Raw genomic sequence first — 14,191 nt, forward strand, 5'->3', positions numbered from 1 at the left:
CCTCACCCTTGCCCGAACCGGGGACGAGGTCGCGGCCGGAGCCGGGTCGCTGCTGCCGTTCCTGCCCGCTCACTGGATCGGCCCCTGTACCGCGACCAGCTTCGTGCCGTCCGGGAACGTCGCCTCGACCTGCACCTGGCCCAGCATCTCCGGCACACCGTCCAGTACGTCCTCCCGGCTGAGCAGACCGCGCCCGGCCTCCTGGAGTTCGGCCTTGGTGCGCCCGTCCCGGGCGCCTTCCAGCAAGTAGGAGGAGATGAACGCGGTGGCCTCCGGGAGGTTCAGCTTCAGGCCGCGCTCCTTGCGCTCCTGGGCGAGCTTGGCCGCCGTGTAGATCATCAGCCGCTCGCGCTCCTGCAGGCTGAGGAGCATCGTGACCTCCCGTTCCCTTCGCTTGGCGGCAGGGGCTTCGCCCGCGACCGCACTGGCCGATACCGACATAACATCCCATATCGGTCTCGCCTGGCGTGGGCGGCGCGGCGGGAACACACAGATGAGCAATCTCAGGGGCGCGTCGCGACCGCGGCACGGGAGCGGCTCGGCCGCCGCGACCGCCGGGAGGCGCACCGCTCACCGTCCGGAAACGCCGACGCGGCGGCCGCCTGGGTGGGGAAGCGGCGGCCGCCGCGAGTGTGGGGGGTGGCGCTCAGGGGTGTCGGCAGTCGGTCAGCAGCTGTGGTTGACGAGGTCGAAGGAGGCGTAGTGGTCGGAGGTGTAGTAGTCCTCCTGGCTCTTCTGGCCGGTGACGATGCGTCGGGCTCCGCGGTCGCTCGAACCCGGCGTCTCCACCGTGTACTCGTGGTAGTAGCCGTTGCTCTGCGAGGGGAGGATGCCCTCGCGGTTCTGGAAGACCGTGCCGTCCTGCGGGTACGGGAACGGCCCGCCCTTCGCGATCAGGTCGAGGGTGTCGTGAGCCTGGACGGGCAGCGATGAGTAACAGATGTTGCCGACGGCGGTCGGTGTGAGCACCGAGGCCGAGTGGGCCACGGGAGCCGGAGCCGCGACCGCCCCGGCCACCGCCGGGCCGCCGAAGATGAGGGCCGATGCCAGGGCGCCCAGGGCGCCGATCCTGGTGATCCGTGGGGGGATTCGCATGGCCTTAGCATGACGCGCGTAGACCAGTCGCTGTCAATGCCGTGGCGCGGAAGTTCCCCCAGCATTCACAGGATGCCCACACGGCCTGCCCGCGGCCCGAGGGCACCGCTTCCGGCCCCGGGGAGCTGACAGCCCCTCAGGGCCTTCCGGTCCCAAGGTCGTTGTGCGGGCCACGGCCGGCCATCGCGCACCGTCAGGTGTCGGAGAGCCCTGGTGGCGGAATGACCGGCCTTTCGCCCGTCACCCGCCGGCCTGCGCGCCGAGGATGCCCCGGTCGTAGGCGACGGCCACCGCCGCCGCGCGGTCGCTGACGCCCAGCTTCGCGTAGATATGCGTGAGGTGGGTCTTCACGGTGGCCTCACTGATGAACAGCACACGGGCGGTCTCCCGGTTGGAGGCGCCCTTGGCGACCAGGGCCAGCACCTCCCGTTCGCGGCCGGAGAGCTGTCCGGCGCCGTCCGCTCCGGCCGGGGCCCGGACCGCGGAGAGCAGCCGGGAGGCGACCGCCGGGGCGAGCACCGTACGCCCCTCGGCCGCGGCCCGCACCGCCGTGAACAACTCCTCCCGCGGGGCGTCCTTGAGCAGGTAGCCCGTCGCGCCGGCCTCGATGGCCGGCAGCGTGTCGGTGTCGGTGTCGTAGGTGGTGAGCACCAGCACCCTGCCGCGGGCGCCCGCGCGGGTGAGTGCGGCGATGGCGTCGACCCCGCCGCCACCGGGCATCCGCAGGTCCATCAGGATCACGTCCGGGTCGAGGCGTGTCGCCAGTTCGACCCCTTGGACGCCGTTGTCCGCTTCGCCGAGCACGGTGAACCCGGCGGCCGACTCGAACATGCCGCGCAGGCCGTCCCGTACGACCGGATGGTCGTCGACGATGAGCAGGGTGATCGGTTCATCGGTCATGACGGGGCAACGGTACGCGAGCCGAGACGGCGGTGCCGTGGCCCGGTTCCGACTCGACGCTGAGGCTGCCCGCGACGCGTTCGGCTCGGGCGCGCATGCCGGCCAGCCCGAAGCCACCGGGGCCGGATCGGAACAGCGGCGCTCGCGGGTCGAAGCCGCGGCCGTCGTCGCGTACGTCGAGGGTGATCTCCCCGTCCATGTAGGAGAGGGTGACGCCGACCCGGGCCGCGCGGGCGTGCCGGGCCACGTTGGAGAGCGTCTCCTGGACGATCCTCAGCACGGTGGCCGCGACCTCGTCAGGCAGTTGCTGCGCGGTGCCGGTGACGGTGAACTCGCCGCGGACGCCCTCGCGTTCGGACCAGGTGCGGACGGTCTTCCGCAACGCCTGCGGCAGCCCGTCGTGTTCGAGCGCCGCCGGGGAGAGGTTCCGCACGGACCGGCGGGCCTCGCCGAGGCTCTGCCGGGCCAGCTTGGCGGCCCGATCCAGGTGTGGGCGGGCGGTGCCCGCGCCGGTGCTGGCCGCCTCGGCCTGGAGTTGGGCGATGATGCCGATCAGCCCCTGTGCGAGGGTGTCGTGGATCTCGGCGGCCAGCCGTCTCCGCTCGTCAGCCACCCCGGCTTCCCGGGCCTGGACGACCAGTTGGGCGTGGAGCGCGGCGTTCTCGTCGAGGGCCTGCTGGAGGCGGGCGTTGGTGCGCTCCAACTCGGTGATGGTCGCCAGGTGCCGGCGGGTCCGCTCGATGTCCTTGACCTCCAGGTGGGTGAAGATGACGACCATCGAGATGTTGACGGCGAGCAGAGCGCCGAAGACCACCCAGCCCACCCGTCCCTGCGGCGGCAGTCCGCCCGACTGGGAGCCCGCCATGGTGACGGCGGTCGCCAGCAGACCGGCGTTCGCCCACCGGCCCGGCAGCATCTTCGCGGCGGTGAAGTAGCCGATGATCGCGTAGAGCGCGTAGAACGGGTTCAGCCAGGTCAGCACCGCGGCGACGGCCCACCGCAGGCCGTAGTGCAGGGAGCTCGCGGCGGTCGGCCCGCGCGATACGTGCCCGTTCCGCCACCACCAGAGATGGAGCAGGACCGCCACCCCCGTCAGGGGGATGACGGCCACCCGCTCGGCGGGGCTCATGGCGAACAGGTCGACGGTGGCGAAGGTGACTACCGAGGAGACGGCGAGGAGGAGAAGGGGCCCCCACGAGTGGAACAGATTCCCCCGCTGCTCGACCGCGTCACCCCTCTCACCCCGCGCCGCTGCGGTGGAGGTCACCGGGGACTCCGCTTCAGCCGCCATGGGCCAAGTCTGCAATACCGCCGTCCTGCCCTGCTCGCAGCCCCGTGTCACTCCCAGCGGAACCAGCGGGCGGCGAGGGCCGACAGGGTAGCGGCCCACAGCGCGAGGACGCCCAGGTGGGTCCAGTCGGGCCAGCCACCGGCGGCGGCCTGCGAGAGCGCCTGCGAGGCGGCGCCGAAGGGGGTGAGCTCCACCCCCCGGGCCAGGGCGTCGGGCATGGCCTGGACGGGGAGCCAGACGCCCGCGGTGAACATCGCCGGGAAGAACACCGCGGAGCCGATCCCGTTCGCGATCTTCACGGTGCGCGACAGCGCTGACACCAGGGCTCCCAGCGCGAGAGCCCCGAACACGGTGAGGGCCAGCGCCAGCAGGTAACCGAGCGGCTGCCGGGGCAGTGTCACGCCGAAGCCGATCCGGCCCACGGCGAGCGAGATCAGCGCGGACAGCAGCGCGGCCACGCCGTGCAACCCCATCTGGGCGCTCAGCAGGGCGCTCGGGCGGACCGGAGTGGTGGACATCCGGCGCAGGATGCCGCGTTCCCGGTAGCCGGTGATGACCGGCGGCATCGCCTGGATCCCCGCCATGATCAGGGCGAGGAGCACGGTGACGGGGACGTACGAGTCGACCAGCCGGATGCCTCCGAGGTCCTCGTTGCTCTCCCGGAAGTCCGGGATGGAGCCGAGGATCACCAGCAGCAGCGGGGGAAAGGCCATGATCCAGAACAGCCCGGCGGGCTCTCGGCCGAACAGCCTGGCCTCGGCTTTCAGCATGGCGGGCCAGGCGCGGACGGCTGCCGGTGCGACCGGCGGGTCGACCGCGGGGGCGACTGCTCCGGCACCGTCGCTCGCTTCCGCTCGGCTGCGGATCCGGGATTCGGCGCTCATGCCGAGGCTCCTGTCAGGTCGAGGAACGCGTCGTCCAGCGTGGCGTCGGAGACGCGGAGTTGGTGGGCGGTGATGTGCCGGCGGGCGAGCAGGGTGATCAGGGCGTTCACGGTCTCGTCGGTGCCCTCCAGGGTGATCCGCCCGCCCTTCCGCGTGACCGACCCCGCGGCGGGCAGCGCGACCAGTTCCCCTTCGTCGATCGGTTCGGAGGGGGTGAAGGAGATCACCGTCGAGCTGGTGGCGTGGCTTATCAGTCCGGCGGGGGTGTCCAGCGCGGCGACCCGGCCCTTGTCGAAGACGGCCACCCGGTCGCAGAGCCGCTGTGCCTCCTCCATGAAGTGGGTGACCAGCAGCACGGTGACGCCTCCGGCCCGCACCTCTTCGATGAGCTGCCAGGTGTCACGGCGGGCACGCGGGTCCAGGCCGGTCGTCAGTTCGTCGAGGACGACGACGCGTGGGTTGCCGATCAGGGCGAGGGCGATGAAGAGACGCTGTTTCTGGCCGCCGGACAGCTTGGCGAACCGGGTGCCGAGCTTCTCCTCGAGCGACAGCCGCTCGACGAGGGAGCGCCAGTCGGCCGGCGCGGGATAGAAGGAGGCGTACAGCTCCAGCGCCTCCCGCACGGTGAGCTTCGCCTGGAGTTCGCTCTCCTGGAGTTGGGCTCCGAGGACGTGGGTGACGGCCCGGTGGTCCGCCACGGGGTCGAGCCCCAGAACGCGGACGCTGCCCGCGTCGGGCACGCGCAGGCCCTCGACGCATTCGACGGTGGTGGTCTTCCCGGCGCCGTTGGGGCCGAGGACACCGAAGATCTCTCCTTCCCGGACCGCGAAGGAGACATCGTCGACGACGCGCTTTCCGCCGTAGGCCATGGCCAGGCCGCGCACTTCGATGACGGGTTTGGTGGTGGGCATGGTCCCAGCCTGACAGCGGCGCGGAATCGGGACATCGCCCATCACGCTCGACGTCGTATCAACCGATCGGTTGATACGACGGTGCGGAGCGGGGCGTTCGGACCTCGGAACCGCCGTGGGCGCGGGGCCTGCCCGCGCCCACCGAGTTCCGCGGGACGGCGCTCAGAGCCGTCGGTGACGGGCCGCCAACTCGGCCGCCCCGGCCTCGGTAAGCGAGCCGTGCAGCCGCAGCCGGGCGACACCGCCGTCCGGGAAGATGTCGATCCGCGCGTGCGTCGCCGTGGCCGGCGCGTCCAGGACGAAGCGGTGCACGGTGTCCGGCTGGAGCCGGGTGCGCGGCAGGACCTCCCGCCAGCCGGCCGCCGAGTGGTCGCTCCGGTCGTCCGCGGCCGAGGCCGCCGCGTCGTAGGCGTGGAGCGCGGCCCAACCGGCCGAGTTCCCCTTGAGGTAACCGGTGTCGATCTCGACCGCGCGGATCTCGCTGCGTGCGGTGAGCGCGTACCGGACCCAGTCGTGTCCCCGGTCACGGCGGCGGCGGGTCTCCCAGCCGTCGTTCATCTTCCGCGACCGGCCGGGGCGGATGGTGTTCGTCGGGGAGGAGAAGAACCGGTCGGAGGCGTCCTCCACCCTGCCGCCGTTCTCCAGGGCCACGACGTCGAAGGTGCGGAGCGCGGCGAGCCAGGCGGGGTCCGGTACCACCTCACCGAACACCCGCAGTCGGGCGATGCCTCCGTCCGGGTACTGCTTCAGCCTCAGGTGGGTGAAGCGGCGTTCGACTTCCACCGCGAACCCGTTGGCCGCGTGGCCGCCCACCTCGCTGCGGGGGACGATCTCGGTCCACCGGTGGGCGCCGTCGGTCAGTTCCTCCGGGGAGGTGGCGGCGTCGGCCACGGTGGCCTCCAGGCTCACCGAGTGCGGGTGGTTGCCGCGGAAGTGCGCGGTGTCGACGACGACGCCCCGGATGACGCCCGGTGCCCCGAGCCGGATCAGCACCCAGTCGTGTTCCTCGCCCGTCGGGTGCGGCGCCTCGGCTCGGCTGCCGCGGCGGCGCCGGGTCTCCCAGCCGTCCACCTCCTTGCCCTTGTGGCCGAAGGCCGCCGGGTCGAACCGTGCGGCTTCGGGCACGAGCAGGTCCTCCCGCATCCCGAAGAACTCGTCGCTGGCGGCGATGGCGCCGGCGCCCAGCCGCCGGTCGGCGAGGTCGGTGAGCTGCTCGAAGGGGAGGTCCGCACGGCGGTAGTCGGCGTAGGGGTCACCACCGGCGTAGGGGGACGCGTCACCGGTGAAGGAGGGGATGTCGGGGGTGTTCAAGGTCGTCGCTCCTACCTGCTCGCAGTGGGTGGTCCGGGGCGGCGTTCCAGCAGGCGGCCGGCCGGTTCGGGGTGGACGGCTCCGGCGGCGGCGATCTCCCGGCCGCGCAGCCAGGTGGAGCGGACGACGCCGTGCAGGGTGCGGCCGGCGTAGGCGGTGATCGGGTTGCGGTGGTGCAACTCCGCCGGGTCCACGGTGAAGGTCTGCTCCGGGGCGAGCACGGTGAAGTCGGCGTCGCGGCCGACCTCGATGGCCCCCTTGTGGTCGAGCCCGGCCAGCGCCGCCGGGCCGCCGGACATCCAGCGGGCGACGTCCGCCAGCCCACGACCGCGCCGCCGCGCCTCGGTCCACACCGCCGGCAGTCCGAGCTGGAGGGAGGAGATGCCGCCCCAGGCGGTGGCGAAGTCGCCGGTGTCCGGCCGCTTCAGCTCCGGGGTGCAGGGCGAGTGGTCGGAGACCACGCACTCCAGGGTGCCGTCGGCCAGTCCTTCCCAGAGGGCGTCCTGGTTGGCCGCCTCCCGGATCGGGGGGCAGCACTTGAACTCGGTGGCGCCGTCCGGCACCTCCTCGGCGGTGAGGGTGAGGAAGTGCGGGCAGGTCTCCGCTGTGACCCGGACCCCGGCTCGCTGGGCGGCGGCGATCAGGGGCAGGGCGTCGGCGGAGGAGAGGTGCAGGATGTGGATCCGTGTCCCGAGTCGTCCGGCCACCTCCAGCAGACGCTCGATGGCGGCGTTCTCCGCGGCGCGTGGACGGGAGGCGAGGAAGTCGGCGTACCGCCGGCCGGCGCGCTGCGGTGCTCCTTGGAGCAGTTGTGGGTCTTCGGCGTGGACGATGAGCACGCCGCCGAATCCGGTCAGCTCCCGGGCCGCCGTCTCCAGTTCGGTCGGGGAGAGCTCGGGGAACTCCTCCACTCCGGAGGGCGAGAGGAAGCTCTTGAAGCCGAAGACGCCGGCCCGGTGCAGGGCGCGCAGCTGGTCGGTGTTGTCCGGCACGGCGCCGCCCCAGAAACCCACGTCCACGTAGACCCCGCGGCGGGCGGCGGCCCGCTTCCGCTCCAGGTGTTCGACGGTCGTGGTGGGTGGGACGCTGTTGAGCGGCATGTCGACCAGGGTGGTGACGCCGCCGGCCGCCGCGGCGCGGGTGGCGCTGGCGAAGCCCTCCCACTCGCTGCGGCCGGGATCGTTGACGTGCACATGGGTGTCAACGAGACCGGGCAGCAGCGCGTCCTCACCGAGGTCCCGGACGGGCACGGAGGGCGGCGCGGCGTCGTGGGGCAGCACCCCGGTGATCTTGCCGTCCGCGACCGTGACGGTCGCGGCTCGGGTACCGCCGGGAGTCACCACTCTCGTCGAGCGCAGCACCAGATCCACTCCGGCCACCCGGGACTCCTCTCCCACAGCAGTTTTCAACGTTCTGTTGAAGGAGTGTTGACGGTGCCTCCCGGGCCGTCAAGACCCACCCGCACCGCGCCGCCCGGCCCCACCGGTGCTCACCACCCCCGGGCTCCCCTCTCCCGATCGCCCGTCGCAGCGGGAGCGCCACCCGACCGTCACGCCCCTGCCCGGAGGCCGAAGGCCGGCCCTGACCTGGGCTGTGACCGGCCGAGAAGCCGGTGCCCGAAGAGCGAGCGAGGCCGGAGCACCGCTGTCTCGTGGGCCACCGCGCCCGGTAGGCTGGCTCTTCGCGGCCGGCACCGGCACCCTCACCCGATACGGTGCCCGGCCCCCACCGCCCGAAAGGAACGCGCCGTGCCGCCGTCCAGGTCCAGCGAAACCGCCGCGGCCGGGAGGTCCGCCGCGAGCTCCGGCGGCGTGCAGTCCCTCGAGCGCGCCTTCGACCTGCTGGAGCGGATGGCCGACGCGGGCGGGGAGGTGGGGCTGAGCGAACTCGCCACCACGAGCGGACTGCCGCTGCCCACCATCCACCGGCTGATCCGCACCCTCGTCGGCTGCGGCTACGTGCGCCAGCAGCCCAACCGGCGCTACTCGCTGGGGCCTCGGCTGATCCGGCTCGGAGAGAGCGCCTCGCGCCTGCTGGGCACCTGGGCGCGCCCCTACCTGGCGCGGCTGGTCGCGGAGACCGGCGAGACGGCGAACATGGCGCTGCTCGACGGGGACGAGGTCGTCTACGTCGCCCAGGTGCCCTCCCGCCACTCGATGCGGATGTTCACCGAGGTCGGCCGTCGGGTGCTCCCGCACTCGACGGGCGTGGGCAAGGCGCTTCTGGCGGATGTGCCGGCGGGCGAGGTCCGGGCGCTGCTGAGCCGCACGGGCATGCCGGCGGCCACCGAGAAGACGATCACCGCACCGGACGACTTCCTGGCGGCGCTGGAGCAGGTCCGCCGGGACGGTTACGCCGTGGACGACAACGAGCAGGAGATCGGGGTCCGGTGCCTGGCCGTCCCGGTTCCGAACTCCCCCACCGCGGCGGCGATCTCCATCTCGGGACCGGCCGGGCGGGTGACGGACTCGGCCACGGACCGGATCGTCCCCCTGCTCCGGGAGGTGGCCGCCGACCTCTCGGCCGCCATCACCGGCTGAGGTAGGCCCACCGGTCCGACGGACCGGGCGGTTTCAGTTCCGGCCGCGGGCCGAGGCACCGCCGAACCGGTCGATGGCCTCGCGCATCTCGGCGAGCGCCGGCGCCAGTGCGCTGACCGAGCCCAGCGCACTGGCCACCAGCAGCAGGGAGCGACGCAGCCGGAGGACGTCGGGGGAGCCGGAGCGGACCATGGCATCGAGCACCGCGAGTTCCTCTTCGGCGACCGCCCGGTCCCGCAAGTCCGCCGGATAGCCCGCGAGTTCGAGGCGGAGTCGGCACACGGCCGTGTGCAGGCCCGTCAAGGCCGACTCGGCCGTCGAGGCGCCACCGTCCTGCCCGCCGCGCTGCTCCACGGCCACCGAACCCCGGCCCCGCACCACCCCGACCGGTCTGTCCCGGTCCGCTCTCGCACCACGCATCGCGCCAAACCCCCTCTTCCTCTCCGCTGCGGCTTCTCCAGCGCCCCCCTGCCCCGCGCCGGAAGCCTGGATCAGTTAACGCCACGCTCCGCACCCAGCGCCATACAGAGGGCAAATTCGAGGCTGCGAAAAGGCAGATGAAACCTTCCACCAGAGCAGAATCCACCCGGAAGGGTATATCCCTCCGATCCACACGATCTCGACACCGAGGGGCATCGGTTTGCGGTAGGCAGGGACTCATGTCGGATTCACGGCCGGACGGGCCGGCCCCCCGAGTCGCCGGTGTGCTGCTGGCGGCAGGGGGCGGAAGCAGGTTGGGCGGGCACCCCAAGGCGCTGTTGAGCCATCGGGGACGGCCACTGGTCGAGCACGCGGCGCTGGCGCTGCGGGAGGGCGGCTGCGCCCCGGTGTACGTGGTACTCGGCGCGGCGGCCGAGCGGGTGCGGGAGCGGGCGCGGCTGCCGGGGTGCCTGCTGGTGGACAACCCTGCCTGGCAGGAGGGCATGGGCACTTCACTCCGCGCCGGACTCGCCGCGGCCGCCGATGGCGGCGCGCGGGCCGTGCTGGTCACCCTGGTCGACCAGCCGGGGGTGGGTGCCGCGGCGGTGGCCCGGGTGGCCGCCGAGTACCGCTCCCCGTCGAGCCTGGTGGCCGCCCGCTACGGAGAACACCGCGGCCACCCCGTGCTGTTCGGTGCCGACCACTGGCCGGAGGTCGCCCGTGGCGCGGTCGGCGACCAGGGAGCCCGCGGCTATCTACGCAGCCAGGCCACCCGGCTGCGTCTCGTGGACTGCTCCGACGTCGCGGCGGCGGACGATATCGACACACCGGCCGATCTCACCCTGCTCGCCCCACCGAACAGCCATTGAGTTTCCACGATAAGGAAACTATTCTCCACGAAACAGAATCCGCGAAACCGAATCCCCGGGGAACCCCAAGACAGCGGGCCACGGCGCTCTCGGACGGCCGTCCCCCCGTCGCCCCGCCGCGGTCCACCGCTTCCGGGCACCGCCCGCTGAAGGAGTGAGAAGCCCATGTCCACACCAGCGCCGTCCCCGCTGACCATCGTCGACGCCGAACCACTGCCCCGCCAGGAAGAGGTGCTGACCGACGCGGCGTTGGTCTTCCTCGCCGAACTCCACCACCGCTTCACCCCCCGGCGGGACGAACTCCTGGCGCGCCGCGCCGAGCGCCGCCGTGAGATCGCCCGCACCAGCACCCTGGACTTCCTGCCGGAGACGGCCGAGGTCCGCCAGGGCGACTGGCGGGTGGCGCCCGCACCACCGGCGCTGGAGGACCGCCGGGTCGAGATCACCGGTCCCACTGACCGGAAGATGACCATCAACGCGCTCAACTCGGGCGCCCGGGTGTGGCTCGCCGACTTCGAGGACGCTTCCGCCCCCACCTGGGAGAACGTCATCCTCGGCCAGCTCAACCTGATCGACGCCTACGAGCGCCGCATCGACTTCACCGACGCCCGCGGCAAGGCGTACGCCCTGCGGCCGGACCCGGAGTTGGCCACCGTCGTCACCCGCCCGCGGGGCTGGCACCTGGCCGAGCGCCATCTGCGGGACGCCGAAGGGCGGCCGGTGCCCGGTGCGCTCGTCGACTTCGGGCTGTACTTCTTCCACAACGCCCGGCGGCTGCTGGAGCGGGGTCAGGGGCCCTACTTCTACCTGCCGAAGACCGAGTCACACCTTGAGGCCCGGCTCTGGAACGAGATCTTCGTCTTCGCCCAGGACCACATCGGTGTTCCGCAGGGCAGTGTGCGCGCCACCGTCCTGATCGAGACCATCACCGCCGCCTACGAGATGGACGAGATCCTCTTCGAACTGCGGGACCACGCCTCGGGACTCAACGCCGGCCGCTGGGACTACCTCTTCTCCATCGTCAAGAACTTCCGGGACGGCGGGTCCCGGTTCGTCCTGCCGGACCGGAACTCCGTCACCATGACCGCTCCGTTCATGCGGGCCTACACCGAACTCCTCGTGCGCACCTGCCACAAGCGCGGGGCGCACGCCATCGGCGGTATGGCCGCGTTCATCCCCTCGCGGCGGGACCCCGAGGTCAACCGGGTGGCACTGGAGAAGGTCAGGGCGGACAAGGACCGGGAGGCCGCTGACGGCTTCGACGGATCCTGGGTGGCCCACCCCGACCTGGTGCCGGTGGCGGCGGCCTCCTTCGACGCGGTCCTCGGTGACCGGCCGCACCAGAAGGACCGGCTCCGGGAGGACGTGCGGGTCACCGCGGCCGATCTGATCGACGTCGCCTCACTGGACGCCAGGCCGACCTACGCCGGACTGGTCAACGCCGTGCAGGTGGGCGTCCGCTACATCGAGGCGTGGCTGCGCGGCGCTGGGGCGGTGGCCATCTTCAATCTGATGGAGGACGCCGCCACGGCGGAGATCTCCCGTTCCCAGATCTGGCAGTGGATCAACGCGGGTGTGGAGTTCGGTGACGGCGAGAAGGTCACCGCCGAGTTGGTCCGCCGGGTGGCCGCCGAGGAACTCGCCGCGATCCGGGAGGAGGTCGGCGAGCAGGCCTTCGCCGCCGGGGAGTGGCAGCGCGCCCACGACCTGCTGCTCCGTGTCGCGCTCGACGAGGACTACGAGGAGTTCCTGACCCTGCCCGCCTACGAACTCCTGGACTGACCGCGGCGTTCCCCGGCGGGCCGGGAACACCCTGCCCCGCTCCCTCGGGGTGGGACGCCCCCGGCCCGTCTTCCCATGCGCTTCGGCGTGCCCGCCTCGCTCTCCGCGGGGCGGGCCCCGCCAGGCTCACCCCGGAACCGCGCCCCCGGGGTGTGAGCCGTCTCCGGCGTCCGAGAGCGCGGGGGACGGCGGGGAGGCTTCGCCCAGAGCACCCCCGTCCACCGATCCCGCCACCGGCACCGATCCGCCGGCCGGCGGCCGCTGGCCGCGGTGCCGGTCCATCTCCGCCCACTCCGGCCGCAGCCCGGCCAGATTCGTGGTCAGGAAGTACGCGGCTCCGCCCGCGACCAGAGCGGGCGCGAGGCCGAAGAACGAGACCGCGGCCCCGGCCAGCAGGCCACCGAGGGGGATCCCCGCCCAGGCCACCGAGTCCCCCAACCCCCTCACCCGGCCGAGCAGGTGGCGGGGGATGCGTTCGAAGGAGACCGCGCCCAGGATCGGGTTGAGGAAACCGCCGCCGAAGCCGCCCACCGCGAAGACCGCCAGCACGGCCCACATCGGGGCGTCCGCCGCGAGGATCAGGAACCTGGGGGCTCCGGCGAGCAGGAAACCCACGAAGAACACCGGACGCCGCCGCATCCGGTGGGCGACCGTCGCTGCTATCAGGCTTCCGGCGACGGCGGTGACCCCGCCGACGCTGCTCGTCAACCCGATCGCCGCCGGCCCTCCGCCGGACGTCTTGGCCCAGACCGGTACCAGCACCGCCATGAAGGCGGCGTCCAGCAGGTTGGTGATGCCGATGACGACGATGACCGTGAAGAGGAGCCTGTCCCGACGCAGGAAGGCGTACCCTTCCGCGAACCGCTGCCAGTAGCCGGGCTCCGTGCCCTGATCCGAGCGCCCCGTGGCCGGCTCCGCCGTCCGGCCCATGCCGCGCGGCAGCACCACCGCGATGATCAGCGATCCGAGCGCGAAGCATCCCGCGTTGAGGGTGAGCCCGGCCATCGGGCCCAGGAGCGCCACCAGTGCGCCGCCGGCCGCCGGGCCGACGGTGGAGGCCAGTCTCTCGACCACTCCGGACAGACCGGTGGCCCGCTCCAGCGGCACGGCGCTCAGGTCGGCCGCCTCGGGGACCATGACCTCCTTGGCGAGGTCGCCCGGTCCGCGCGCCGCCCCCACCACCGTGACCAGCGCCACCAGCAGCCAGAAGGAGAGCAGGTCCAGCCCGTGCAGGAGGGGGATCGTCCCGACCGCCGCGGCGCTCGCCGTGTCGGCGGCCCAGGAGACCCTGCGGGGGCCCGCCCGGTCCACCAGCGGCCCGCTGAAGGCCTTGACGATCACGTAGGGGGCCATCTCGCAGAAGGCGACCAGGCCGGTCTGGGTGGGGCTGCCGGTGGTGACCAGCACGAACCAGGGCAGCGCGATGGCCGAGACCCGGGTCCCGGTGAGGGAGACCGCGATGGCCGCGAGGATGCCGGCCAGCGGCCGCCAGCTCCGCCGGTCCGCGGCCCCGTCCTTCCGCGGCCCGGCCTGAGGCCTCGTCATTCCGCGGCCTCGGGGTCGGTCGGAGCCGGGACACCCAGCTCCGGGAGCACCTGAAGGATCACCATGACCCGTTCGGCCTCCTCCGGCGCCGCGGCGGTCTCGGACGGGGTGTCCGCCCGATAGCGCCGGACGACCGAGAGCAACTCCTCTCGCAGGCTCACCGCCTCATCCGGGGTGAGCCGCAGCGCCACATCGCTCATGTCGCCCGCGTGGCGCCAGGCGGTGGACATCGTCAGGAACTCGTCGACCGCCTTCTGAGCGCGCAGGGTGTGGGCGGCGACGATGGACCGCAGATAGGCGAGCGCCGCCTCGGGCTCCCGCTCCATCAGCTCCTGGTCGTCGAACTCCGTCGACTCGTGCACCGAGCGCCACCAGCGCTCCCGGGCGTTGCCGCGCCCGGTCTCCTCCGCCACGAAGCCGGCCTCCGCCAGCTGCCGCAGGTGGTAGCTGGTGGCGCCGGAGTTCAGCCCCAGGCGCGCAGCGAGCAGGGTGGCGGTCGACGGTCCGTACGTCCTCAGCAGACCGACGAGCTGCACCCGTACCGGATGGGCCAGCGCGCGCAGCCCCTTGGCGTCCAGGGTGACGACATCGGGCCCGTCACCGTCCGTCCGCCCCGCTCCCTCGGATTCACTCGGCATGGAGG

General features: G+C 72.6%; 14 protein-coding genes. 3 read left to right on the top strand and 11 right to left on the bottom strand.

Annotated elements, in window-relative coordinates; genetic code table 11:
* Positions 1 to 69: 69 nt before the first annotated feature.
* The 8 genes from BGP73_RS06295 to allB form a co-directional block, all read right to left on the bottom strand.
* Entirely contained in the window at positions 70 to 372 is a 303-nt protein-coding gene (locus BGP73_RS06295) for an urease subunit gamma (protein ID WP_069812457.1), read from the bottom strand.
* A gap of 294 nt (positions 373 to 666) precedes the next feature.
* On the bottom strand, positions 667 to 1,095 hold the full coding sequence (locus tag BGP73_RS06300; RefSeq protein WP_069812458.1) for a ribonuclease: 429 nt from the start codon (positions 1,093 to 1,095) through the stop codon (positions 667 to 669).
* Between the two features lie 240 nt (positions 1,096 to 1,335).
* Positions 1,336 to 1,995, bottom strand: a complete 660-nt coding sequence (locus tag BGP73_RS06305) for a response regulator (protein ID WP_069812459.1) — start codon at positions 1,993 to 1,995, stop codon at positions 1,336 to 1,338.
* Positions 1,985 to 3,286 (bottom strand): sensor histidine kinase, encoded by a 1,302-nt coding sequence (locus tag BGP73_RS06310; RefSeq protein WP_079127251.1) that lies wholly within the window; start codon positions 3,284 to 3,286, stop codon positions 1,985 to 1,987. Before BGP73_RS06310 ends, BGP73_RS06305 begins: the two co-directional genes overlap by 11 nt.
* A gap of 47 nt (positions 3,287 to 3,333) precedes the next feature.
* Positions 3,334 to 4,056, bottom strand: a complete 723-nt coding sequence (locus BGP73_RS06315) for an ABC transporter permease (RefSeq protein WP_069812971.1) — start codon at positions 4,054 to 4,056, stop codon at positions 3,334 to 3,336.
* A 110-nt stretch (positions 4,057 to 4,166) separates the two neighbouring features.
* A complete protein-coding gene (locus tag BGP73_RS06320; RefSeq protein WP_069812461.1) occupies positions 4,167 to 5,081 on the bottom strand; it encodes an ABC transporter ATP-binding protein in 915 nt (304 codons plus the stop codon).
* A gap of 162 nt (positions 5,082 to 5,243) precedes the next feature.
* Complete coding sequence (gene alc / locus BGP73_RS06325; protein ID WP_069812462.1) at positions 5,244 to 6,392, bottom strand: allantoicase; 1,149 nt, start codon at positions 6,390 to 6,392, stop codon at positions 5,244 to 5,246.
* Between the two features lie 11 nt (positions 6,393 to 6,403).
* On the bottom strand, positions 6,404 to 7,771 hold the full coding sequence (allB, locus tag BGP73_RS06330) for an allantoinase AllB (protein WP_069812463.1): 1,368 nt from the start codon (positions 7,769 to 7,771) through the stop codon (positions 6,404 to 6,406).
* A gap of 369 nt (positions 7,772 to 8,140) precedes the next feature.
* Here allB and BGP73_RS06335 point away from each other — a divergent pair, with 369 nt between their 5' ends.
* Entirely contained in the window at positions 8,141 to 8,932 is a 792-nt protein-coding gene (locus tag BGP73_RS06335) for an IclR family transcriptional regulator (protein ID WP_069812464.1), read from the top strand.
* 33 nt (positions 8,933 to 8,965) lie between these two features.
* On the opposite strand, the gene BGP73_RS06340 is transcribed toward BGP73_RS06335, so the two are convergent.
* Positions 8,966 to 9,352 carry a DUF5955 family protein gene (locus BGP73_RS06340; RefSeq protein WP_244501102.1) on the bottom strand — a complete coding sequence of 129 codons (387 nt, stop codon included), beginning with the start codon at positions 9,350 to 9,352 and terminating at the stop codon, positions 8,966 to 8,968.
* A 239-nt stretch (positions 9,353 to 9,591) separates the two neighbouring features.
* On the opposite strand from BGP73_RS06340, the gene BGP73_RS06345 reads away from it, so the two are divergent.
* Together BGP73_RS06345 and aceB are read left to right on the top strand one after the other, a co-directional pair.
* Positions 9,592 to 10,221 carry a nucleotidyltransferase family protein gene (locus tag BGP73_RS06345; protein ID WP_069812465.1) on the top strand — a complete coding sequence of 210 codons (630 nt, stop codon included), beginning with the start codon at positions 9,592 to 9,594 and terminating at the stop codon, positions 10,219 to 10,221.
* Positions 10,222 to 10,386: 165 nt separating this feature from the next.
* Positions 10,387 to 12,003 carry a malate synthase A gene (aceB, locus tag BGP73_RS06350; protein WP_069812466.1) on the top strand — a complete coding sequence of 539 codons (1,617 nt, stop codon included), beginning with the start codon at positions 10,387 to 10,389 and terminating at the stop codon, positions 12,001 to 12,003.
* A gap of 126 nt (positions 12,004 to 12,129) precedes the next feature.
* Here the strand turns inward: aceB and BGP73_RS06355 are convergent, their stop codons facing one another.
* Both BGP73_RS06355 and BGP73_RS06360 read right to left on the bottom strand, forming a co-directional pair.
* The gene (locus tag BGP73_RS06355; RefSeq protein ID WP_079127253.1) at positions 12,130 to 13,548 is read right to left on the bottom strand and encodes an MFS transporter; all 1,419 of its coding nucleotides are present in this window, start codon (positions 13,546 to 13,548) and stop codon (positions 12,130 to 12,132) included.
* A complete protein-coding gene (locus BGP73_RS06360) occupies positions 13,545 to 14,186 on the bottom strand; it encodes a winged helix-turn-helix domain-containing protein (RefSeq protein WP_069812467.1) in 642 nt (213 codons plus the stop codon). Before BGP73_RS06360 ends, BGP73_RS06355 begins: the two co-directional genes overlap by 4 nt.
* Positions 14,187 to 14,191: the final 5 nt, after the last annotated feature.

Origin of the sequence: Streptomyces sp. TP-A0874 (assembly GCF_001748085.1) — a bacterium.
Taxonomy (GTDB): domain Bacteria; phylum Actinomycetota; class Actinomycetes; order Streptomycetales; family Streptomycetaceae; genus Streptomyces.

Bases quoted from the DNA above. Each gene is read 5' to 3' on its own strand.
- BGP73_RS06360 (WP_069812467.1), bottom strand. From the start codon at position 14,186: ATGCCGAGTGAATCCGAGGGAGCGGGGCGGACGGACGGTGACGGGCCC.
- BGP73_RS06295 (WP_069812457.1), bottom strand. From the start codon at position 372: ATGCTCCTCAGCCTGCAGGAGCGCGAGCGGCTGATGATCTACACGGCG.
- BGP73_RS06310 (WP_079127251.1), bottom strand. From the start codon at position 3,286: ATGGCGGCTGAAGCGGAGTCCCCGGTGACCTCCACCGCAGCGGCGCGG.
- BGP73_RS06345 (WP_069812465.1), top strand. From the start codon at position 9,592: ATGTCGGATTCACGGCCGGACGGGCCGGCCCCCCGAGTCGCCGGTGTG.
- BGP73_RS06305 (WP_069812459.1), bottom strand. From the start codon at position 1,995: ATGACCGATGAACCGATCACCCTGCTCATCGTCGACGACCATCCGGTC.
- aceB (WP_069812466.1), top strand. From the start codon at position 10,387: ATGTCCACACCAGCGCCGTCCCCGCTGACCATCGTCGACGCCGAACCA.
- BGP73_RS06340 (WP_244501102.1), bottom strand. From the start codon at position 9,352: ATGCGTGGTGCGAGAGCGGACCGGGACAGACCGGTCGGGGTGGTGCGG.
- BGP73_RS06355 (WP_079127253.1), bottom strand. From the start codon at position 13,548: ATGACGAGGCCTCAGGCCGGGCCGCGGAAGGACGGGGCCGCGGACCGG.
- BGP73_RS06300 (WP_069812458.1), bottom strand. From the start codon at position 1,095: ATGCGAATCCCCCCACGGATCACCAGGATCGGCGCCCTGGGCGCCCTG.
- BGP73_RS06320 (WP_069812461.1), bottom strand. From the start codon at position 5,081: ATGCCCACCACCAAACCCGTCATCGAAGTGCGCGGCCTGGCCATGGCC.
- BGP73_RS06315 (WP_069812971.1), bottom strand. From the start codon at position 4,056: ATGCTGAAAGCCGAGGCCAGGCTGTTCGGCCGAGAGCCCGCCGGGCTG.